Origin of the sequence: Segatella copri, from assembly GCF_026015295.1 — a bacterium.
GTDB lineage: Bacteria > Bacteroidota > Bacteroidia > Bacteroidales > Bacteroidaceae > Prevotella > Prevotella copri_C.
In genome coordinates this window covers 1315690-1339106 of sequence record NZ_JAPDUW010000001.1, presented here as the reverse complement: position 1 = coordinate 1339106, position 23417 = coordinate 1315690, and the positions used below count along the sequence as shown (strand labels likewise).

General features: G+C 48.1%; 18 protein-coding genes and 1 pseudogene. 6 read left to right on the top strand and 13 right to left on the bottom strand.

The annotated features are described in order from the left end of the window. From rsxC to rsxA, 5 genes are read left to right on the top strand one after another with little or no spacing between them, the layout of a single operon-like run. Positions 1–1353 (top strand): electron transport complex subunit RsxC, encoded by a 1353-nt coding sequence (gene rsxC / locus ONT18_RS05795; RefSeq protein WP_118139411.1) that lies wholly within the window; start codon positions 1–3, stop codon positions 1351–1353. A 50-nt stretch (positions 1354–1403) separates the two neighbouring features. Beyond that, positions 1404–2405, top strand: a complete 1002-nt coding sequence (locus ONT18_RS05790; protein WP_264904482.1) for an RnfABCDGE type electron transport complex subunit D — start codon at positions 1404–1406, stop codon at positions 2403–2405. 13 nt (positions 2406–2418) lie between these two features. Continuing rightward, positions 2419–3093, top strand: coding sequence for an RnfABCDGE type electron transport complex subunit G (locus tag ONT18_RS05785; protein WP_117727671.1), 675 nt, complete (start codon positions 2419–2421; stop codon positions 3091–3093). Positions 3094–3099: 6 nt separating this feature from the next. Continuing rightward, entirely contained in the window at positions 3100–3684 is a 585-nt protein-coding gene (gene rsxE, locus ONT18_RS05780) for an electron transport complex subunit RsxE (protein ID WP_022121864.1), read from the top strand. A gap of 41 nt (positions 3685–3725) precedes the next feature. Next, a complete protein-coding gene (rsxA, locus tag ONT18_RS05775) occupies positions 3726–4328 on the top strand; it encodes an electron transport complex subunit RsxA (RefSeq protein ID WP_006848658.1) in 603 nt (200 codons plus the stop codon). A 197-nt stretch (positions 4329–4525) separates the two neighbouring features. On the opposite strand, the gene ONT18_RS05770 is transcribed toward rsxA, so the two are convergent. Continuing rightward, a complete protein-coding gene (locus tag ONT18_RS05770) occupies positions 4526–5500 on the bottom strand; it encodes a hypothetical protein (RefSeq protein WP_264904479.1) in 975 nt (324 codons plus the stop codon). 319 nt (positions 5501–5819) lie between these two features. On the opposite strand from ONT18_RS05770, the gene ONT18_RS05765 reads away from it, so the two are divergent. Beyond that, the gene (locus tag ONT18_RS05765) at positions 5820–7301 is read left to right on the top strand and encodes a tagaturonate reductase (protein ID WP_264904477.1); all 1482 of its coding nucleotides are present in this window, start codon (positions 5820–5822) and stop codon (positions 7299–7301) included. 149 nt (positions 7302–7450) lie between these two features. Here ONT18_RS05765 and ONT18_RS05760 read toward each other — a convergent pair whose 3' ends face one another. The 12 genes and pseudogenes from ONT18_RS05760 to ONT18_RS05705 form a co-directional block, all read right to left on the bottom strand. Next, positions 7451–9436, bottom strand: coding sequence for a KUP/HAK/KT family potassium transporter (locus ONT18_RS05760; RefSeq protein ID WP_264904475.1), 1986 nt, complete (start codon positions 9434–9436; stop codon positions 7451–7453). Between the two features lie 308 nt (positions 9437–9744). After that, positions 9745–10605, bottom strand: coding sequence for a tRNA threonylcarbamoyladenosine dehydratase (locus tag ONT18_RS05755; RefSeq protein ID WP_264904473.1), 861 nt, complete (start codon positions 10603–10605; stop codon positions 9745–9747). 419 nt (positions 10606–11024) lie between these two features. Next, positions 11025–11723: pseudogene (locus ONT18_RS05750) on the bottom strand (Rpn family recombination-promoting nuclease/putative transposase); the annotation flags it as partial. A 182-nt stretch (positions 11724–11905) separates the two neighbouring features. Further along, entirely contained in the window at positions 11906–13231 is a 1326-nt protein-coding gene (locus ONT18_RS05745; RefSeq protein WP_264904471.1) for an IPT/TIG domain-containing protein, read from the bottom strand. A gap of 46 nt (positions 13232–13277) precedes the next feature. Next, positions 13278–14627 (bottom strand): TlpA family protein disulfide reductase, encoded by a 1350-nt coding sequence (locus tag ONT18_RS05740; protein WP_264904469.1) that lies wholly within the window; start codon positions 14625–14627, stop codon positions 13278–13280. Between the two features lie 27 nt (positions 14628–14654). Then, the gene (locus ONT18_RS05735; protein WP_264904467.1) at positions 14655–16211 is read right to left on the bottom strand and encodes a PKD-like family lipoprotein; all 1557 of its coding nucleotides are present in this window, start codon (positions 16209–16211) and stop codon (positions 14655–14657) included. A gap of 17 nt (positions 16212–16228) precedes the next feature. Continuing rightward, complete coding sequence (locus tag ONT18_RS05730; RefSeq protein ID WP_264900015.1) at positions 16229–16993, bottom strand: DUF4843 domain-containing protein; 765 nt, start codon at positions 16991–16993, stop codon at positions 16229–16231. 41 nt (positions 16994–17034) lie between these two features. Then, positions 17035–18483 carry a RagB/SusD family nutrient uptake outer membrane protein gene (locus ONT18_RS05725; RefSeq protein WP_118151570.1) on the bottom strand — a complete coding sequence of 483 codons (1449 nt, stop codon included), beginning with the start codon at positions 18481–18483 and terminating at the stop codon, positions 17035–17037. 10 nt (positions 18484–18493) lie between these two features. Beyond that, positions 18494–21601 (bottom strand): SusC/RagA family TonB-linked outer membrane protein, encoded by a 3108-nt coding sequence (locus ONT18_RS05720; protein ID WP_264904465.1) that lies wholly within the window; start codon positions 21599–21601, stop codon positions 18494–18496. A gap of 328 nt (positions 21602–21929) precedes the next feature. Continuing rightward, on the bottom strand, positions 21930–22367 hold the full coding sequence (locus tag ONT18_RS05715; RefSeq protein WP_006846748.1) for an N-acetylmuramoyl-L-alanine amidase: 438 nt from the start codon (positions 22365–22367) through the stop codon (positions 21930–21932). Between the two features lie 16 nt (positions 22368–22383). Beyond that, complete coding sequence (locus tag ONT18_RS05710) at positions 22384–22473, bottom strand: smalltalk protein (RefSeq protein WP_022120265.1); 90 nt, start codon at positions 22471–22473, stop codon at positions 22384–22386. A 286-nt stretch (positions 22474–22759) separates the two neighbouring features. Beyond that, positions 22760–23296: a DNA-binding protein gene (locus ONT18_RS05705; protein WP_264903981.1), complete on the bottom strand. Its 537-nt coding sequence runs from the start codon at positions 23294–23296 to the stop codon at positions 22760–22762. Positions 23297–23417: the final 121 nt, after the last annotated feature.

Below are 23417 nucleotides of genomic sequence, written 5' to 3'. Positions count from 1 at the left end.
ATGAATTTGAGAACTTTTAGAATTGGTGGAGTTCACCCAGAAGAGAATAAGATTACTGCCGAGATGGCTACTCAGGTAGCTCCTCTTCCTAAGCAGGCTATTTTCCCACTTGGTCAGCACATCGGTGCTCCTGCCAAGCCTGTAGTTGCCAAGGGCGACAAGGTGAAGGTGGGTACACTCATTGCTGAGGCTGGTGGCTTTGTGAGTGCTCCTATTTACAGTTCCGTATCAGGAACTGTGTTCAAGGTAGATACATCTATTGATGCTACCGGTTATCGCAAGCCTTGCATCATTATTAATGTAGAAGGCGATGAGTGGGAGGAGAGTATCGACCGCTCTGATAAACTCGAGACGCTTGAGGCTCATACTGAGCTTACTCCAGAGGAAATCGTAAACCGCATCAAGGTAGCAGGTGTCACTGGTATGGGTGGTGCCGGTTTTCCTACCTTCATCAAGCTTTGTCCTCCTCCAGGAGCCAAGGCTGAGTGCGTCATCATCAACGGTGTAGAGTGCGAACCTTATATCACAGCCGACTATCGCCTGATGATGGAGCATGCCGATGAGATTCTCGTTGGCTTGAACCTCCTGATGAAGGCGGCTAAGGTAGAGAAGGGCTACATCGGTATCGAGGATAACAAGCCTGCTGCTATCAAACTCTTCGAGGAGAAGACAGCCAATGATTCTCGTATCGAGATTGTACCTCTGGCTAAGAAGTACCCTCAGGGAGGTGAGAAGCAGCTGGTGGATGCGGTTATCCGCCGTCAGGTTCCAGCTCCTCCAGCTATCCCTGTCAACGTTGGAGCAATTGTTCAGAATGTAGGTACTGCCTTCGCTGTTTATCAGGCAGTTATGAAGAACAAACCTCTCTTCGAGCGCTATACTACCGTAACCGGTAAGCAGGTGAAGAACCCGGGCAACTTCCTCGTACGTATGGGTACTCCATTCTCTCAGATGATTGAGAATTGCGGAGGTTTGCCAGAGGGTGACAACAAGGTGTTGGCTGGTGGTCCGATGATGGGTAAGGCTGTAATCAGCCTCGATGTACCGGTAACCAAGGGTACCAACTCCATCACCGTATTGACCGATGCTGATGCTCATCGCAAGAAGGCTCAGCCATGTATCCGCTGTGCCAAGTGTGTGGATGCCTGTCCAATGGGCCTGGAGCCATACTTGCTTGCAACCTTGAGCGTAGTGAAGGATTATGAGCGCCTGGAGGCAGAAGAGGTAACATCCTGCATCGCCTGCGGTTCATGCCAGTTCACCTGTCCTTCACATCGTCCTATCCTCGATAATATTATCAATGGTAAGGGTGCGGTAATGGGCATTATCAGAGCTCGCAACGCCAAGAAGTAAGCGTTCACGTCAAGAATGAATTTCATTTAAGAAAGAATTTAAAATATAAAATGGGAAAATTAATCGTTTCATTATCGCCACACGCTCATGGAAATGAGAGCGTAGAGAAGAACATGTACGGAGTGATTATCGCTCTCGTGCCTGCCATCCTCACATCTTTCTATTTCTTCGGCTTGGGTTCAGCAGTCGTACTGCTTACCTCTGTGGCAGCCTGCGTCTTCTTTGAGTGGGCAATTACAAAATATCTCCTGAAGGAGGAGACCAGCTTGCTCGATGGTTCTGCCATCATCACCGGTCTCTTGCTCGGCATGAACTTGCCAAGTAACCTTCCTCTCTGGATCATCATCATCGGTGCCCTGTTTGCCATCGGTGTAGGTAAGATGAGCTTCGGCGGTCTGGGTAACAATCCTTTCAATCCCGCTTTGGTAGGCCGTTGCTTCCTGCTCGTCAGCTTCCCTGCCCAGATGACTTCATGGCCTATAGCCGGACAGATGCTCAGCTATACTGATGCTACAACGGGTGCTACTCCGCTGGCTATCATGAAGACAGCCATCAAGACGGGCGATGCTTCTGTTCTCAACCAGTTGCCTGATGCGCTGAGTCTGCTTTTCGGTGCTACTGGCGATACCTTCGGAGCCGGTACTACCGGTGAGGTTTGTGCATTCGCCCTCTTGCTCGGTTTGGCTTACATGCTCTGGAAGAAGGTCATCACTTGGCATATTCCTGTCAGCATCATCGCTACCGTATTCGTTTTCAGCGGTTTGATGCATTTGGCTAATCCTGTTTATGCCAATCCTCTGGCAGTCATCTTCAGCGGTGGTCTGATGCTCGGTGCCATCTTCATGGCTACTGATTATGTAACCTCTCCGATGACCCACAAGGGCATGCTCATCTACGGTGTCTGCATCGGTCTTCTCACCGTCATCATCCGTAACTGGGGTAGCTATCCGGAAGGTATGTCGTTCGCCATTCTCATCATGAATGCGTTCACACCTCTTATTAACACATACGTTAAACCAAAGCGCTTCGGTGAGAAGCCAGCTAAGAAATAAGGAGGACAGAGACATGCAGAAATTAGAATCATCATTGAAGAACATGGTGCTTGTGCTGGTGGGCGTAGCGCTCATCGTAGGTGCCGTGCTTGCATATATCAATCATCTTACATCTGGTCCTATCGCCGAGAAGGCAGCACAGAGTCTGGCTGCCGGTATCAAGAGTGTGATGGGCACAGAAGAACTCCAGGTGGCTGAGCCTGAAGAGGTAAAGCAGGAGTTTGGCGGTAAGGAATTCTCTTTCACCATCCACAAGTGCTCAGACAAGAGCGGCAAGCAGCTGGGTGCTGCCGTAGAGAGTACTACCGGTGGTTTCGGTGGCGATCTGAAGGTGCTCGTAGGCTTCGATACCGAGGGCAAGATTATGGGTTATACCGTGCTTCAGGCTTCAGAAACTCCGGGGTTGGGCGCCAAGGCTGCTACCTGGTTCCAGAAAGACGGAAAGGGTAGCATCATCGGTAAGACTCCAAAGGATGGCGACCTCCACGTATCTAAGGACGATAAGAGTGGCAATGCAGTAGATGCCATCACCGCTTCTACCATTACCAGCCGTGCCTTCCTCAAGGCTATCAACCAGGCTTATGCCGTTTATGCCAAGAAGGATGTTGACGGCGAGAGCGGTGCATCTCAGAAAGCAGATGCAGAGAGTGGTGCATCTAAAGTTGAACATAACGAAAAGAAAGGATAAACCGATATGAGTAATGTTAAGATTTTGATGAACGGACTCATCAAGGAGAATCCAACCTTCGTGTTGCTTCTCGGTATGTGTCCTACTTTGGCTACAACAACTAGCGCCATCAACGGTCTCTCTATGGGATTGGCTACCATGGCGGTGCTGATTTGTACCAACTTTGTTATTTCCTGTATCAAGAAGATTACCCCGGATATGGTTCGCATCCCTGTTTTCATCGTAGTGATTGCAGCCTTCGTAACCATCCTTCAGATGTTGATGAGCGCTTATGCTCCTGACAGCATCAATCAGGCGCTGGGTATTTATATTCCGCTGATTGTAGTAAACTGTATCATCCTGGGTAGAGCAGAGAGCTTTGCTGCCAAGAATTCGCCTATTGCCAGCCTCTTCGATGGCATTGGTTGCGGTTTGGGTTTCACCCTCGGTTTGACCATCCTGGGTAGTGCCCGCGAGATACTCGGTGCAGGTAGTGTATTCGGTATCACTCTGTTGCCAGAGACTACCAACATTCTGATGTTCATCCTGCCTCCTGGAGCTTTCCTCACCTTGGGATATATTATTGCTATATTTAATAAGGTAAAGAAGTAAGCGTAGGCATCGCTTCAAATCAATGAAATAAAATAGAAATTATGGAATATTTATTGATATTTATCTCTGCGATATTCGTCAACAACATCGTCTTGTCGCAGTTTCTCGGTATCTGTCCATTCCTGGGCGTATCGAAGAAAGTTGATACAGCCATCGGTATGGGTGGTGCCATCGCTTTTGTCTTGACCCTGGCAACCATCATTACCTGGTGTGTTCAGAAGTATGTACTCGATCCGTTCGGATTGCAATATCTCCAGACCCTGGCATTCATCCTCGTGATTGCAGCCTTGGTTCAGATGGTAGAGATTATCCTGAAGAAGGTTTCTCCTGCACTTTATCAGGCACTCGGTATCTTCCTGCCTTTGATTACTACCAACTGTGCCGTGCTGGGTGTAGCCATCCTGGTTATCCAGAAGGATTACAACCTGCTTGAGAGCGTGGTTTACGCCTTCTCTACAGCTCTCGGCTTTGCCCTAGCTCTCATTGTCTTTGCCGGCATTCGCGAGCAGCAGGCTTTGGTCCGTATTCCTAAGGGCATGCAGGGCGTAGCTATCGTCATGGTAACTGCAGCGCTCCTCAGCCTCGCCTTCATGGGATTCTCGGGCGTAGATGGCGGTTTGAAATCGCTCTTCGGATTGGAGTAAAACTTTTACTGAAAGTTGATAAAATAATAATGGGAATTTGCGAATGGTATGAACCGATGCAAATTCCCATTTTTTGTACTTGATTTTTCTTACTCTCTTGCTTGAGGTCTTGATTTTTCTTACACTCTTGCTTGAGGTCTTGATTTTTCTTAACTCTCTGTCTTTATAAACTTGAAATTTTAACTCTTTCTCTTTTCTTATCTTCTGTGTCCGAAGCTTCCACCGCCATTGTTCTTGCTTGGTGTAGAAGAGCGAGGGGTGAATCCGCCGCCACGGTTGCCAGACCCGCTGCTGAATGAACGGCTCATGCTGCTGCGGTTGCCCCCGAAGATATTACTTCTTCCGCTTCCGAAGCTGCTGTTTCCGAAACCACGGCTGCTGTTTCCGAACCCGCGGTTGTTGCTGGTGCTGCTGTTGCTGCTGCCGAACCCGCGGTTAGGGCGACTGTTGCTATTGCCGAAGCCCCGGTTGCTGCTGTTGCCGAAGCCTCCGTTGTTGTTTCCGAAGCCTCCGTTCTGAGGGCGGTTGCTGTTTCCGAAGCCAGCGTTGTTGTTAGGGCGGCTTGCATTACCGAAACCACGGTTTGGGTTCATCTGAGGTCTGTTCTCGCGGTTCAGATTTCCGAAAGATCTTCCTCTGCCGTAATCACCACGGTTGAATCCGTCTCTCATACCTACTCTAGGATGTCCTCCTGGGTGAGGTCCGCCAAAACTTCTTCCGTGATACCAGCTTCTGTTTCCGTTTACTCGCCAGCTATGACCTCCACGGTAAGATACGTAGAAGTGAGGGCGACCGAAGTAGAAATAGTCGCGGCGCGGATAGCGGGCGTAGATGCCGAAGTGCCAGTAGCCCGCATTCCAGTAGAGCGGACGGTAGAAATAGGTGGCATTGAGATATGTTCTATACTGCCAGTCGAGCAGGATATAGCTCAAATCCATATTGCGCTGGCGCCAGTAAGCACCATACAGGTCATCGTATGTATCTACACTCATCAGGTAGTCGAGGTTCACCTCGTAAGCTGCCTCATACTGGTCTTCCGTAAGATTGAGCTCGTAAGCCATCTTGTCTGTCAGGAAGAGAGCCTGCTGTCTTGCCTGCTCATAACTCATTGCAGAAGCGGTAGTGAATGTCATCATGAACATGGCTACCAGAGCTATTATCATTCGTTTCATAATCGTATATCTTTAAATTGTTATACTTCATGTTTCTTTTTTCTGGTGCAAAGATACGATGTTTTTTGCTTCCACGGTCGGGATTTCCCCTAAAGGGGTGGGGGAAAATCCCTACTTCTTTATTTTGTGCCTGCGCAGTTCTATATATAATAAGGTATAGAACCGGAGTGGAGCGTAAAGGTTTGCGTGAAGTTTTTCGCTGTTTTTGGAACAATCAAACGAAATATTTACTACCTTTGCACTCAGAAAAAAACAATCTGATGAATAGATTGGAATTTAAAACGGAAAGTAAAAATAATAAAGACAAAATAAACAAATCATGAAAGAGCTAAAAGCATTAAACAAGCGCACTGCTCCTAAGAGCGTCGCTCCAGAGAAAATCATTCAGTTTGGTGAAGGTAACTTCCTCCGTGCATTCGTAGATTGGATTGTATGGAATATGAACAAGAAGACCGACTTCAACGGTTCTGTCGTTGTAGTTCAGCCATTGGCTGGTGGTATGGTTGACTGGCTGAACGGTCAGGACTGCCTCTATCACGTAAACCTTCAGGGTAAGGAGAACGGCCAGGCTATCAACACATTGGAGCGTATCGACGTTATCAGCCGTGCACTGAATCCATATTCTCAGAACCAGGCTTTCATGGCTTTGGCTGAGCAGCCAGAGATGCGTTTCATCATCTCTAACACTACAGAGGCTGGTATCGCATTCGATGACTCTTGCAAGTTTACAGATGCTCCTGCAGCTTCTTATCCAGGCAAGTTGGTTCAGCTCTTGTTCCACCGCTACAAGTTCTTCGAGGGCGACCCAACCAAGGGTATGATCCTGATGCCATGTGAGCTGATCTTCCTCAACGGTCACCACCTCAAGGAGTGCATCTATCAGTATATCGAGCTCTGGAAGGGCGATATGGGTGCTGATTACGAGGGCTTCAAGGAGTGGTTCACCAACCACTGCTACGTTTGCGCTACATTGGTAGACCGCATCGTTCCTGGTTTCCCACGCGATACCATCAAGGAGATTCAGCAGAAGATTTGCTACAAGGACAACCTCGTAGTTAAGGCAGAAAGCTTCCACCTCTGGGTTATCGAGAAGGCAGAAAATATGACCGTAGAGCAGATGAAGGAGGAGTTCCCAGCTCACAAGGCAGGTCTCCACGTGCTTATCACAGATAATGAGAAGCCATACCACGAGCGTAAGGTTACCCTGCTGAATGGTCCTCACACCGTATTGAGCCCTGTTACATACCTCAGCGGTGTAAACATTGTTCGCGATGCCTGCGAGCACCCGGTATTGGGCAAGTACATCCACAAGGTACAGTTTGAGGAGTTGATGCAGACGCTGAACCTCCCAATGGATGAGCTGCAGAAGTTCGCTTCTGACGTATTGGAGCGTTTCGAGAATCCATTCGTAGATCATCAGGTAACCAGCATCATGCTCAACTCATTCCCTAAGTATGAGACTCGCGACCTGCCTGGTGTCAAGATTTATCTTGAGCGTAAGGGCGAGTTGCCACAGGGTTTGGTATTCGGTCTCGCTGCTATCATCACTTACTATAAGGGTGGTGTTCGCGAGGATGGTGCTCCTATCCAGCCAAACGATGACCAGAAGATTATGGACAAGCTCACCGAGCTTTGGGCTACCGGCGATACCCAGAAGGTAGCTGAGGGCGTATTGGGCTTCGACTATATCTGGCACGAGGATTTGAACAAGACAGTTCCTGGCTTGACTGAGTTGGTTAAGAAAGATCTTGACCTTATTCAGGAGAAGGGCATGCTGGAGGCTGTTAAGACTATCCTCTAATAAAAAAAACATGTTCGTTCATAGGTTCAAATAACGATTAAGATTTGAAAAACAGTTATAAGGTTTTGTGTTAGTTGTTAGCTATAATCTTCTAGCTAATAGGTTAAAGGCGGGGAGCTTGAGAAAGCGCCTCGCCTTTTTGCTTATTGTCAGCTTTGTGATGTTTCAGAATCCTTAATAACCTTAATGACCTTGTCCTTAATGACCGGATGGTTGATGATGAGCGGCACTCTTTCTACCACTACCATGGAAGTGTCGAGGCCCAATGCCTTAGGCTCGTCAATGCCTATCTTGCTGATAAGAGCGTAGATACTCATCAGCAGGTTCTGTTGGCGATTATCTGAACTCTCCGGGTAATATACGCGGTGAATGATGATGAATCGGAAATCGCCCGGAATTCCGTATTTGCGCAGCGAAGGATAGGTGCTTTGCAAATCTACCTTTCCGTCTGCTACCAGATCTTCCACTACTTGTCGCAGATAGAGACTCACCCTAGGCTCTATGCGGAAACCAATGTGCATGGTTACGCTGTAGAGGGTGTCGGGAATCAGGGTCTCGCAGTTGTACTCCAGCGTGTCAGGAGTGTCAACAAACTCCATGTTGATAAGCCAGTAATGGTCAGCACGTTTCGGCTGCTTGTTGATGATGGAGTAGAGCAACTTGTCATCTACGGCACCTTCCTTGTTGGCGTGGTTCACATAAACCAGGTTGGAAGCGTACTTAGGGATGCTCTCGTCGGCCTTGATGTCGGAGATAATCTGATAATAATCATCCAGCGGTTTGGTGCTGATATAATGGCGTCGTATCTTCATGGCTTTCACCCACACGTACATCATCAGGAACAGGATTCCTCCAATGAGCATCGTACACCATCCACCTGCAAGAAACTTTGACAGATTGGCAGTCAGGAAGATGGCTTCGATGATGCAGTATGCGCCCATAAACAGCATCGTGAAAATCCGTGCCACTCCCTTGCTGTGCAGGTAGAAACCGAGCAGCAGGGTAGTCATCAGCATGGTGATGGTGATGGCGAGTCCGTAGGCTGCCTCCATGTGCGAGGAGTCGCGGAAGAGCAGGATGATGAGAACCACGCCGATATACATGGCGAGGTTGATCATCGGGATATAGAGCTGCCCCTTAACATGGGTAGGATGCTTGATTCGCATGCGCGGCCAGAAGTGCAGGTTCATGGCTTCGCTCAATATGGAGAAGGTTCCGCTGATGAGTGCCTGGCTCGCAACGATTGCCGCACCCGTGGCCATGATGATGGCGAAGAAGAGCATGCTCTGCGGCATGATGGCAAAGAACGGATTCGCTGCCAGTGCCGTATCAGCATGATTCAGCACCCATGCTCCCTGTCCCAGATAGTTGAGAATGAGCATGGTCTTTACGAAGCCCCAGCTGATGGCGATGTTCTTTCTGCCGCAATGTCCCAGGTCGGAATAGAGAGCCTCGGCACCGGTAGTACAGAGAAATACGGCACCCAGAATCAGAAACCATTCAGGCGATTTTGCCAGCAGCATGGCAGCATAATAGGGGTTGAAAGCCTTCAGTATCAATGGGTAAGACGTGATGCTGAAAGCTCCCACCACGCCCAGCAGCAGGAACCATAGCAGCATAAATACGCCAAACGATTTGCCAATACTCTCTGTGCCAAACCGCTGCACGAAGAAGATGATGGTGATGATGCCCAGGGTGATGGGGATAACTGGCAGGTTGGGACTGATGCTTTCGAGTCCTTCGATGGCTGTGGTCACGGTGATGGCAGGGGTGATGATTCCGTCTGCCAGCAGGGTGCTTGCGCCAATGATGGCCAGTAGGTAAATCCACTTGCTCTTGAGTCGGCGCAGCAAGGCATAGAGGGCGAGGATGCCTCCCTCGCCATTGTTGTCGGCACGTAGCGCCACGCATACATATTTGATGGTGGTTTGGAGGGTGAGTGTCCAGATGATGCATGACAGTGCACCCAGGATGGTGCTCTCGCTGATGCTTTCGCCCGTATGCAGGATAGCCTTCATCACATAGAGAGGTGATGTTCCGATGTCTCCGAATACAATGCCTAATGTAACGAGCAATCCCAGAAAGCCTACTTTGTGATGATTGCAGGCTACTGAACTTTCTGCTTTTTCTTTCATTTTTCTTCTCTTATTTAAATTAAATATTATCCTTTTTGGGACATGAAAATGTCCTTTGTGATTATAAATTTGCGTGCAAAGGTATAAACATAAGAGGTAAGATAGAATTTGTTTAACAAGATTTATCGGATTTAACCTTTATTCTTTTGAAGATATGAAGAGACGAATAGAGGCGAATGCCGATAAGACTACTCCCGAGAAACTTCTGAACTTGAATAATTAATAAAGGCGGGGAGCTTGTGAAAGCGCCTCGCCTTTTGCGTATGTTTTGTAAGTTTCTTTTCAAGTGACTGTTGTAAAGAAAATAGTTATTCAATGATGTGGTTGATGACCATTCCAGCGATAGCCATTCCGAAGGTTGCGGTGATGTGACAGAGCGAACCGTTGATCTGTGCCTTAGTAGAGCACCATTCGTGTTCTACCAGTCGCTGGTCGCCCGGAGCATCATATACGGCAGTATCAGTACCCCTCTCTCCGCTAATGAGTTTGGCTTTCGGGCATAGGCATCCGCCCGTGCCGCAGGCTTTGTTCACCCCTTGGTTCTGCATCGGCTTTTCTTCACTGTATACGCACTGGAATTTTCGTCGTGGGAAGGTTTTGTTCTTCTTGAATTTCTTTCGCAGTGCTCTTGCCAGCGGGTCTCCATCCACCTTCCAGAATTCAGATTTTCTTACCTTGAAGGGGTCGGTGCGCAGGGCAGCTCCCATAGAAGATATAAAGGTGATTTCCTTAGGCAGGGCAGTGGCACGCAGAATGAGGTCAGCCTTATCCTTCAGCGAGTCGATGGCATCGATGATGATGTCGTATTGCTCCATGTGGAATTCATCGGCAGTTTCTGCCTGATATATTTTCTGATAGGCTGTGATGTTGGCATCGGGGTTGATTTCGAGCAGTCGGTTGCGCAGCGCCTCTACCTTCACTTCGCCTATGGTTCGGCTTGTAGCCATCAGCTGGCGGTTGCAGTTGGTTACGCATACCCTGTCGCTGTCTACGATTGTGATGTTTCTCACGCCGCTTCTCAGGAGTCCTTCTGCGCACCATGATCCTACTCCTCCGATACCGAAGATGAGCACTCTTGCCTTCTGAATTTTCTCAAGATTATCCTTTCCCAGGAGCAGTTCGGTGCGTCGCTGCATTCCCCGCTCCATTGTCGTTATTTTATTCTCCATTTTATTGTTTGTAAAGAATTCTAATGTATATATCTGATGCAAAGTTAGTGAATTTTTATTTCATCCATACTTAAGTTAAGAGTACTTGCCACAATATCAGCTGATACTCCAGCCTGTAGAAGTTTTTGGGCTGATTGCAATTTTTCCTCATTAGCTCTTTTTAATTGTTCCTCAGCTTCTTTTCTCTGCTCCTCAGCTTCTTTTCTCTGCTCCTCAGCTTCTTTTCTCTGCTCCTCAGCTTCTTTTAACTGACTAGATGTTGCCTCCAGCTGACTAGATGTGGCCTCCAGCTGACTAGATGTTGCCTCCAGCTGACTAGACGTTGCCTCCAGCTGACTAGACGTTGCCACCAACTGACTAGAGGTTGCCTTAAGTTTCTCCTCAGTATCATCATTAGCTTTCGTCAAACGCTCCAACCTGCCGGCAAGCGTCTTCTCTACGCTCACCATATCCCAGAATTCATCATAACCCAGAAGTTCCTCCTCGGTATAGGCTGATTCTTCAATCTCTGATACGGCTTTGGCTATCTCCGGATTTGCCAGCAGTTCTGCCGGAACTTCCTTCGTTTTCTCATCAATTTCTGTCAGATACCTAAGCCATAAAACCTGCATTTTCTTCTCTGTAAACGTATGAGGCGTAAACTTCGGCAACTCTACAAATACCAGATGCAAACCATCAATTACTTTTTCGGTATGTTCCTCATGTACAAGATGGTAATAGTGGTAATAATCATCCAGTTCAGGCTCAAATACTTCATTAACCAAGTTGAGAGAATAAACTGGCTTCAGAAGAGAATAATCTTCTCCCCTGTTTAGCTGCTTTACATATGCCTTGGAAGCATTGAAGAGAACTCGCTGCTTAAACTCCGCAGACCAAACCATCTGCATTTCTACAATAAACTGACGTCCCTGGGCATCCTCGCATCTCACATCCACTATGCTATATTTTCGTGTGGGTGTCTGGGGAACCATTTCAGGCGTAAGATATGCCACAGAAGTGATTTCCTCTTCCTCACTCTTAAAAGGAAGAAGGGCGTTAAGCAAACTTTTTACCAACTCGGGATGTTCGCCAAACACTTTTTTGAAGGTCAAATCGGCCTTAGGATCCAAATATTTCATAAGCCTTTCTTTTTTTCTGCAAATATACGCCAATATTCCGAAACTTGCAAGCCTTTTCCATATTTTTTTTTTGAATGTCTCTTCTTTACACAATAATTAATGCCCGATAGGAGAGCGTTGCTGCTTCCTGTCGGGCTTTAATTATTATGTATCGTTTAAGCGATTTGTAAAGGCTTAACCGATTACTTGTTCTTGTACTTGACAACTACCTTGTTGGCATAAATGCCTTGTGCCTGTGAAATGGCAGCACCTGTGCTCTGTATGGTCAAAGCGTTGTTCCCAAATGAACTCTCAATACCTGTTGTGGCTTTGATCATTTCTCCTGTCTCCATATTCTGATCATCAGCAACTACCTGATTTGGAACATAGGTAGATACCTTTACGTTGCGGTTGAGAAGGAAACCAAGGAATAAGTCATCACGGCTCATTAACCAGCTAAAGGTGTTCAGCAAATAATAAGGCTCTACGGTGTTTGGGCATGTACGGATACTCTTATTTGTTGTGAACTCGTTAGTTAAGCTTAGAGTATATGCAGACAAGTTGCCATCAGTATAAGTGCTCAGGAAATTTACATCAGCGTCATCTGCTGCACCTACCTGCTTAACGCTTGTGAGGTAACCGTTTGCATCGTAGCTCCAAGTATAAGTTGCCTTTTCGCCTGTCATCATATCCATACCTGTACTGCTGATAACGCGACCCTGATCATCAAGAGTATAAGTATAAGGATTATTTTCTACAGAAACAGTTTTTCCGTTGTAATTGAAAACCCAACCAAGACTACCATTAGAAGTAATTTCCTTGAGAGTTCCATCTTCATTGTAAAACATGTTGAGAGTTAAAACGCCTTCTGTAAGACCCAAGGTAGGGGCATACAGGTTGAGTGCCGCATTATCTGATACAGTAATGCTCTCAACCTGGCGTTTCTGGAAGGCATATACCTTACCTAACTCCCAAGAAGCATTGCTGCGAACCAGAGATACGGCATATTCGCCCTCTGCCAAATCAGCAGGAATAGTAACCTTTACGCCATCAGTTGTAACTGTTGTCTCTAATTTCTTGTCACCAACTACAATCTTGTCGCCCTGGGCAAAACCGATACCGGTAAGGGTTACTTCCTCGCCAATACCCATCTCGCCTGGCAATGACAAGGTAGAGATTGGGTTGTCAGCTGCAAGAAGAGTCATGCTGCCCAATGTCCAGCTATCATTACCTGTCTTCAATACTACGTTTACCTTACCTTCAGTCATGGTGTAAGGAATGGTGAAGGTTGCACCGTTAGAAGTCATCTTGGCATTGGTGTTAACCTCAGTTCCCTGCTCTGGCTGGAGATAAAGAGTCTGACCAGCAGCGAAACCGCTACCCTGTACGGTTACCTCGGCACCAATCTTTGCAGAAGTTGGAACCACTGCATTGCTTACTGGGTTAGTAGGACCATCGTCGTCTGACGAACACGCTGAGAAAGTGATGAATGCACAAAGCATCAACATCATTGAAATCAATTTTTTCATAGTGCTGTGTTTAAATTAATAAATATATTGTTTTTAAACTCTATTCTTACAACCCAGGCTGACTGTTCAGAATCTTCTCTGTGTCCTCGCTTGAAGGACGGGTCATGTCTGGATTCACGATTCTGCCGTTAGGATCGAGGAGGATGAAGCGAGGAATGCCGCTGATGCGGTAATCGCTCTGGAACTTGCTGCCCTTACCGATATAAAGTTGTGTACCGCTCAGTGCACCGCTCTTCACCCTGGCAGCCCACTTCGCCTTGTCCTGGTCGATAGAAAGACCTACGAAAACGATGTTTCTGCCCTTGAACTTCTCTTCCAGTTTCTTGAGGAATGGCAACTCTTTCTGGCATGGTCCGCACCAGGTAGCCCACATATCTATATATATGTACTTGCCACGGAAATCACGGAGCGTCATCTCCTTGCCGTTTACATCCACACCCTTGAACATAGGTGATGGACGCCCCACAGCCGCTTTGTCCCATTTGGCACATGCCTTCTTGAAGATGTCATTCAGGCGAGGCGATGTAACATAGGTATAGTACAGATTCTGCAGATCGGTGATGTTCTCCACGCCATTACCTTCAACATAGGTGAAAGCCAGGAAATGAATCAGCGATTCGCGCACCTTGTCGCTCTTCGTATTCTCGCCGATATAGCTCATCTCTGCAAGCACCTTAGGATAGAGTTGGCGGATGTTCTTTCCCGCTTCATCAAATACGTGGGCTGTCTCAATCATATAGTTGCGATACTCATCGTTGTCGGCGAGATCATCATCCTCCTTCACATACTGGCGCAGGGTATCGTAATAGTCTTTACCCAATACCAGAGTGGTATCCTGAGTGAGATAAGTATGACTTACCGGATACATCAGGAAGGCATTGGCATAGAAGTAGGTGATTCTGCCTTCTTCCATCTTCAGGAATTTGTCGTCGGCAGCAAACTTGCGTGCCTTCAGCAGGCGTTTCATCGAAGCTATCTTCTTGTCAATGGTAGCCTTAAACTCGCTCCAAGGCTGGATGTAAGCCTCATTAGGCAAGCCGGTTAACTGAATCTTGTTCAAGTAATCGATAGCTTTCTCGTTGCCGCCCTTCACGGCGAAGGTGTTGTCGAAATCGTTGGCATCGAACGAGATGGTTACATCGTCGCCCTTCTGAAGATATACGTTCTTGGTTTTCTCGCCATAATAAACGTTGGCGTAGAGAGCATCCATGCCGTCGAGCTGCATGGTAGCCTTTCCGTCGGTCAGTGGAAATTCGTTGACGCTCATGTGGTAAACGAGTACTACATTGGAGAGCACCGGATTCTTGACGTCAAATCTAATGGTGATGCCCTCAGCGGCGTGCATGTTCACTGCAGCCAGCAGGAACAGAAGCAATGATAATATTCTATTCTTCATTTTTACTTTCTTTTTTAAAGTTGATGATTAGTTGGTACGCTCACGGTAAGTAGCATCTACAATCTTGCCGAAGCCTGAATAGCTGGTAGGTGTAACCTTAGAGAAATCGCCCTCTGCGCTCATGCCGTCGTAGATGCGGAGTGTACCCGAACCATTGCTGTTCTCTGAACCTACGATGAGATCGTAATCATGGGCTGAAGCTGAATTCTGATAGAAATTAAACTTCATCATCGTGATGGTTTCGCCGTTGAAACTGAACTGGCGCTCTGCCTTCAATGGTTTCTCCGAGAGGTTCACGCGATAAACGGTACTGCCTACTGCATAATACATGTAGTTCTTCTGTGAACTGAAGGCGAAGCAAGAGGCATTGGCGATGTCTTTGCAGTCGCTCAAGTCGCCGTAGTAAGCCTTACCCAGTGCAAAGGTGCAGTCGGCATAGCAGAGCATATCACCCAGCTGAATGCCATACAGTTCAAACTTCTTTCCGCTGCGCAGGATGGTATAGGTGATGCCCATCTTGGCATTTCCCGGGTCATATTTCGTATTCTCCATATACACGAAATCCTTGCCGGTAGGATATTCGCTGAAGGCTTTGCCGGTTATCATATCCGATCCCTTGTATCCGGTAGCAATCTCTTCCATATCCTTCATGCTGTGATAGGAAACATCAGAGAGTGAAAGACCCGGCAGGAATGGACAGCAGGACATGAAGCACTTGTTCACATTATCATAAAGCAGATAGATGGATGCGTAAGAGGATGCTCCGATGTTGGCTCCTACAGCTGGTGCAAGAACAGGCTGCTTGTTGACGGCAGCGAAGAGTCCCTGGATACCCATGTTGGATGCCGAATATGCATAGCCGTCGCTCACAATCATTCTCATCATGCCGCTCTGGTCGCATACCATGCTCTGTGGCTTCAGATTGGTCTGCTTGGCTACCTCGTACCTGAAGTCGTAATCCTTCTGCCATACAAAACTGTTCTTTGACAGACGGGTGGCTCCGTCGGCAGTAAAGAGATAGAAAGGAGAGTCGGAATGTCCGCTGTTTGGCGCATACTGGATGCTGTATGGATGATTCAACTCAGGCATTCCGCTGGTCTTGAGGATGTCGAGATAGGTTTTACCTGTAACCTTCGATATCATGTCGAGACGGGTCTTGCCGTTCACATCACAGAGCACCATCCAGCCTTCTGAAGAGGTATCGCTCACTGTGAGTGTATAGCTCTGCTGCCAGAAGAGTCCGGTCTTCTTCTCTGTTGCGGTGAAGTAGAGGATATATTCTCCTGCAGGAAGCGTCATTTCCTGCACGAGATGTTTTTCGTTGCCAAGCACGGTCACCTTGTTGTCGCCCGACTTATTGACGACCTTCCACTCGTAGTTGTAGGCATCGAGGTCGGTGATGTTGTCGCCCAAATTCGGGTCGAGGTCGATGTTGGCATGGGTGAGTACCGAGATGGTCTCAGGTACGCCGGTGATAGTAGGCTCGTTCAGACTGTGATAATCGTAGTTGCCCTCATCTTGCGAGCATCCTGCCATCATCGTAGCCATCATCAGAGCCGCTGCCATTATTTTATAATTTCTCATAATCTTCCAGTTTTTTTTTATTCTCCATAAAAAGCCAGCGCATTGCCCTTTGCATCGAATGCATCGGCATCGTATGCCTCGCCGTTGTTGCGAAGTTTCTGCTGCTCTCTCACATAGCTCCGCATCTCAGAACTTACATAGCTCTGCATGGCAAGCGTCATCTTAGAATCGTCGTTGAAATCGGCTGGGTCCAGGTCGAGTACCTTGCAAGCCAGTTCGAACTTCTGCTGGGTGAAATCGCCGAGCAGATCGGTCTTCCATGCCTTTGGTGCCGTGGTAAACTTGTCAGAGAAGATAATCTGATAAGAAAGGGTAGAAACCACATCGCCGTTGGCTGTTGTCTCTTCGGTAACGGGAAGTGTGAAGTTCTCGTTAGGCTGCAGACTTACCTGTATATGCTTCTCCTGAGTTTTCAGGATGGCAGTACGTTTCAGCGTAATCATATATTCCAGTACGGTTTCGCCCGCTGGCATCTCAGCCTTTTCCGGCAGGATGTAGTCTGTGCCTTCCTGTGCATCCTCCGAGCTAACCGTGAGGGCTATCTCGCGAGGGTGGTCTGTAGGACGGCCTACCAGCTGTATCTTGACAGGCACCTGCATCTCATCGCCTTTCTGATAGACAAAGGTCACATTGGTGTTTGCCTGCAGGATATTGGTGTTGGAGCGATTGTTCAGGTAAACGCCGTTAATGTTCTGAAAAACATCCGGTTCCTGTTCGCTACATGAGCCTAGAGATAGGGCTGCCATCGCTCCAATCAATAGAGTCTTTATCTGATATTTCATATAAAAATCGTATATAATTAGTCTTAACTATAAACTCTTAACTAGTTCTCTGTCTCAGAGTCAGGCAGTGGAACCACGAAGATGAGGTCGCTTGCCTTTGGATTCTTGTTCGCGTTAGAAGAGGTGATGATGTCGCAGTTCAATCGCTTGTAGAGATAGAACAGCTGGCCTTCGCCATACAACTCGCGGATGTACTCATACTTCAGTAAATCAGGAGTCAGGGTCTGAAGGTTTGCTACACCACGGTTTCTGCGCAGGGCGTTGACATACTGTACTCCCTTTGCCAGATCGTCGCTCTGGCTCTCGGCTGCTATGAGGAACATCTCACCCAGACGTATCATCGGAATCATCGTGTTCTGGATGCTTCCGTTAGCCACCATATCGCTATACTTGTAGAAATAACGGTTGCTGCCTGTTGCTATCCAGTTGGCACGGTAACGGTAGTCGTCCTGATAGCCGCCGGTTGTTGCTGCACCGCCATACACGATGTTGCTCATCAGGTTATCGTCCATGCGGAACACATAGTTTGGCAATCGTGACGGATCGTAGAAATTCTTGTGAATCTTGCTGCGGCTGGTGTTGGTCAGTGCAAACAGTACCTCTGAAGAGAAGATGCGGTCAGGGTCGGCTGGCGAACCTATAACCAGACTCTTGTCTACGAATGGGAAGATGCCCTGGTCGGCAGTCTTGATGACATCGGTGGCATACTTGAACGCTTCGGTCTTATTGCCCATATAGAGATTCACACGAGCCAGAAGGGCCTCTACGGCATAGTAGTTAAGTCGGAGAGCACGGTAGCGCATGAAGTTGCTCGTACCGTCTTGCGAACCGCTCATCAGGGTTCCTTCTGTCTTCACCGGGTCGTTGGCAAGCAGGATGCGGGCTTCCTCCAGGTCGGCAACCACCTTCTCTGCCACCTCCTTGGCTGTGAGGATAGGCTCCGGACTGTTGGTCTGCTTATTATAATAAGGTATCGCCTTCTTATCGCTGTCCTTGGCATAAACCGGACCGAAGAGGCGCAGCATGTCGAAGTGCAGCATCGCTCTCAGCGCCAGTGCTTCTCCCTTTACGGCATAATAGTTGCCGCCTGTAAAGAGACCTTGGTTCTGGTCGATACTCTCCAGAATCTTGTTGCAGTTCAGAATCAGCGCATAAGCCTTGTTCCAGGTTTGGTCCAGGCGGTTGCGCCAGTATTCTGTGCCATACTGGTAGTTGGAGAGGTCTTTGTAGTTGCCCCATACGCTGTTGTCGGTACCGATGGCGTATGCACCACCCATCACCTCAATCATCTCTACCGACAGCGACTGGCCGTAGAGTGCATCGCTGTTGAGGTCGATGTAGATACCGTTGAGCATTTTCTGGTAGCCTTCTTCTGATTTCTGAAGCTCGCCCTCCGATATCTTGTCGTATGGTTTCACTTCCAACCAGCTGTCGCACGATACCATCATCGTGCTGCAGGCTAAAATCATTGTATATAATATCTTTTTCATTGCGTTCTGTTTAGAATGTTGCACCTATTGAGAATGACACGGTACGGGCAAACGGATAGTCGATGCCTCGCTCAGCCTTTACAGTTGACCAACGGAAGATGTCGTTCATGTTGGCCTGAACGGAAAGAGCTTGCATGCCAAACTTCTTGGCGATGTTGAGCGGGAATTCGTAACCCAGATTGATTGACTCGCATGTAAGTGTATTCTCATCCATTACGAAGCGGGATGACTTGTCGGTTTTCTGTACCATCGAGATGCCCTTGAACTGGGCATTGCGGTTGTTGATGCTCCAGCGGTCGTAGAGGGCTCGGCGGTCCTGGTTGTTGTAGATGTCGGCTGTTCCGATGTTCTCTACCTTGTCGAAGAGCGAACTGTTGAAGAGCTGGCCGCCATACTGGTAGCGGAAGAAACAGCTGAATGAGAATCCCTTGTAATAGAAGGTGGTTCCCAGCAGTCCCTCTACATCCGGTTCGGTATCGCCGCATACTACCTCGTCGCTGGCATCATAGGTAAACGAATAGGTGCCGTCGCGCTTGATGAACAGCTCCTTGCCGGTAGCTGGATCGATGCCTGCTGAACGTACTGCCCAGATGGCTGTAGGACTTCCGCCGTCGTAATAGCGGGTGGTGTTGTGAAGTCCTGTCTTTCCGCTCTCGTTCAGTGCGCTGAAGGCATTGCCGATGTTGGCATATTTCGACTTGGAGTGGGTGGCACTCAGCGAGATATTCCAGTTGATGCGCTCATGAGGCATATAAATAGGAGAGAACTTGATGGTGGCTTCCCATCCGTTGGTCTTCTGCTTACCGGCATTCAGAGCCTCGCTCGTTACACCCATAGAACCTGGGGTGGTGATGATGGCGAGCAATGGGTCGGTGTTCTTGATGTAGTAATCAAGCGTCAGATTCAGACGGTTGCCCAGCGTGGTGATATCGGCTCCCACGTTGTAGTTGATGGTCTCCTGCCATGCCAGATCGTTGTTGCCCAAGCTGTTGATGATGACACCGGTACCGAATACGTTGGTCATCAGACTGTTGAACATATAGGTGGTATAGGCCTGGTAGGCAGAGAAGTTCTGGTTGCCCGGATTACCCACAGAGACACGCAGTTTGAGCATCTGGAAAATGCCGTTCTCCTGCATCCACTCTTCGTTGTGGATATTCCAACCCAGACCTACTGACCAGGTGGTACGGAACCGGTTGTCGGTGCCAAACATTGAGGCACCATCGTTGCGCAGGTTGAAGTCCAGCAGATAGCGGTTGTCGTAGGCATAGCCACCGTTCAGATAGAAACTGGAGGCATGCTTGATGCTTTCGCTGTAGCTTGGTTTGCCGCCTGTAGGGTAGTTGTTGGCAAAGGAAGGGGCATCAAACTGGTCGTCGGTAAAACCGGTGGCTGAATAGCCATTGGTCTTGCTGGTGGTCTTGCTGAAGTTGAAACCCAATACGGCGTTTATCTGATGCTTCTCTGCTATCAGCTTTCCGTAGGTGGCAGAAAGGTCGCCTTCGTAGTAGAGATATTTCTGCAGGCTGTGTTGGAATAGTCCCTTCTGGGTTGCTTCCTGGTCATCAAAGTCGGTATGCTCTGGCGAAAGGCGCTTGTCCTGGGTATCATCATACTTGGTGATACCGAATTTGCCACGCACACGGAGATCAGCTGTAGCAAACCATTCGGCGATGAAGTTGTTGGTAAAGCCGAAACGCTGTCCCTTGTCGTAGTTGTTGAGATGCGCATTCCAGAGTGGGTTTGATACAGGGTTGTCATTCAGCCCCTCTTCCGGATAGTAAAGATATTTGCTGATCTTGCCGTCGATACCATACTTTCTGTAATATGGGTTGGCATAGGCATATTCCGAGAAACTAACGGTCGGGTTGTTGGTCTCCAGATAGTCGATGGAGAGTTTGTTACTGAACTGGAATTTGCCGGTGCGGTAAATCAGGTCGAGGTTTCCGCCCAGAGTCTGGCGGTCTGAGCCCTTCATTACGCCGTTCACCTGTCCGAAGTTCAGCCCCAGTCCGTATCTCACGTTGCCTTCTCCACCTTCGGCATATACGTTGTGCTTATGGGTGAATCCGGTGCGCAGAGGCACACTGAGCCAGTAGGTATCTACGCCCTGCTCGATATCGCGCAGACGGGAATTGTAGAGATTATCCAACTTGATCTGGTTGAACGGATCGTTGGTCTTGTCCTTGTATACGCCTGCCAGTTTTTCGAACTCCAGCTTTTCGCGGGAGTTCATCAGATTGTAGTCTGAAAGGTCAGCGAAATCCAGACTGTAGTCGCCCTTATATGAAATCTGCAGCTTACCCTTTACCGGAGTCTTGGTCTCGATGACAACCACACCATTGGCAGCTTTTGAACCGTAGATGGCTGTAGATGCCGCATCCTTGAGCAGCGTAACCGATGCTACGCGGTTCATGTTGAGGTTCATCACGGTTTCCAGGGTTGTTTCGAAACCATCCAGGATAAAGAGTGGCTGGTTAGGGTCGGAACCATATTCCTCCTTCAGTCCGGCAACGCTCGACTTACCTCGGATTTCCACGTCAGGCATCTTGTTAGGGTTAGATCCTGAGAGTGCGTTGTCCATAATCTTGAAAGATGGGTCCAGGGTTTTCAGACTCTGGAGTACGTTCTGTGCACCCACGCTCTTGAGTTCATCGCCCTTGAAGGTAGCCGAAGAACCGGTAAAGCTTTCCTTCTTGCGTCGGTATACACCTGTAACCACCACATCCTTGATACTCTGGGCTTCAGATTTCATCATGATGCGGGCAAAGTCGGCATGGTTGCTGCCTGTAAATCGGATTATTGTCTTTTTGTAGCCGATGAAGGAGAGTACGATGTTGCACTCCTTCCTAACGGGCAGTTCGAAGTGTCCATCGATGTCTGTCGTTACGGCGTTGGTTGTACCTTCGATAGCTACGGTTACACCAATCATGGGTTCATGGTCACTGCTATCGAAAACTTTTCCCTCTATCACTCCTTGCTTAACAGCAATTTCTGTTTGGGCTGCTGCGTTCCCATTCACATTCTGTGCCTGTATCGAGGCAAGGGATGGGGGGGTGAGGCAACAACCTAGCAAAATCCAGCGGCAAGCGCTAGGGGTAAACTGATTCTTTTGCATAAAGTTTATTTTTTGTTTCTCGTATTCTTTTTTTCTAGTTTTTCTGCAAGCTCTTGCTTTTTATTGTGCATGTTTCTTCAAGTTCTTGCCAAATCTTTTGCAAAGATAACATATTTTTTGAAAAATAACCTCTTTTAAATGTTAATTCTGCACTTTTTTTTTCACATTCTTACAAATTGATGCTATTATTCCCATTTTCGTATATGATTTTTCTGATAAATAGTTCATATAACGCCGATGAAACAGAAAAAGCCCCGCAGGAATACTACCTGTGGGGCTTGAATCAACTTAAAAAAATAAATACAATGAAATCCTTTCCGAAAATCGGCTAGATGTGGAAATCTACCAACTTCAGCCATCGCTTGACATCAAACGACGGACAGTCTTTGTGAACGTTCGGCAAATCGCGGTGGCCCAGTATCTCTGCATCAGGATAGGAGAGGCAGAGGCTCTCCAGAAGCGAATACAGAGCCTGATTCTGGGCTGGAGTGCGCGTATCGGCAGGCTTGCCGTTCTTGTCGAGACCTCCCTCATAACAGATGCCGATGCTGTGGGCATTGTAATGACGGGCATGGGCTCCGACTTCCGACTCCGGACGCCCCGGATATACCACACCATCCTTCGTGATGTAATAATGATAGCCGATACTCTTGAAACCGCGGGCAAGATGGCAGGCCTCCAACTGCTCGAATGTGAAATCCTGTGTCACTCTCGTGGCAGAACAGTGAATCACGATGAGTGAAATGCTACGATGTTTCTGTGTCATGGCAACCTCCCTTCTTTTAGCAGTTCTGTACACAGAATGAGCTGGCTACAGCTGTTAATACCGTGATGAGGAAGTTGATGATGGTTTTCCAATTTACTTTTTTCATTTTGCTTTGTTTTTTAATGATTAATACTAAGTGGATAATGATAGTCACATGCTTGTTTTAGTGGTTGAAATTTAGTTTCAGTAAGCGTTTCTGGAAAAAGAAGGGCGGGGGAGTAACTGCCTGCCCGGATACCCGTAAAAGGCAGGTTCTTGGGTCATTATGATTTGCTGTTTATCCGTAATCGTCAGGATGAAAACCAGCCGCTTTGTGCCTTCGGAATATCCCTGTCGCCGGTCAGTTCACTCCTTCCTTCTTCTGTCGTTTCGCATATTTGAGAGACGGTTCACTACTCCAGGCCGTCTCCGTTGTCGCCTGTTCCGTCGGTACTGCCGCCTTGTGATGTACCGCCGCCCCCAGTGGTTCCGCTGCCCTGTGTGGTATCGCCAGTGGTGGTATCGCCTGCAGCGCTCTCGCTAGAGTTGAGGAGATCCATGGCGTTCTTGGCGTTGGCATCGAGAGAGAGCTGGGTGTTGCTGAGCTTGCCGGTAGCACGTGCTCTGAGGCGGTAGCCTTCTACAAACTTGGCGAGGCTCCACTCCTTGATGCTGGCGGCTCCCATCTTGTTGATGATGCCGATGGAGAAGATGGCAAGGTTGTCTATCTTCACTGCCTTGTTCTGGAGCACGAGCTCCTTCACACAGCTCACCATATCGGTGAGAAGGCCCTTGATGGCACCCTTCGAGAACGGGGTGTTGTGGCTCGCCATGTGTTCGGCGAGTTCATCGATACCGATGGTTTCTGTTACTACTGGTCGCGCATAATACTTGCCATACGCTTCCTTGATTGTCTTGTTCTTGTTCTTCGCTAACTTGATGAGAATCATACTTTTAAAAATTTAGTTTTAGTAAAAGCAGTCAGTGTCTCCGCCGAGATCGTTGCTGCATCAACCTCTCTGATTGACGATACAAAGATACAACATTCCCGAACCCCCAACTATGCGATTT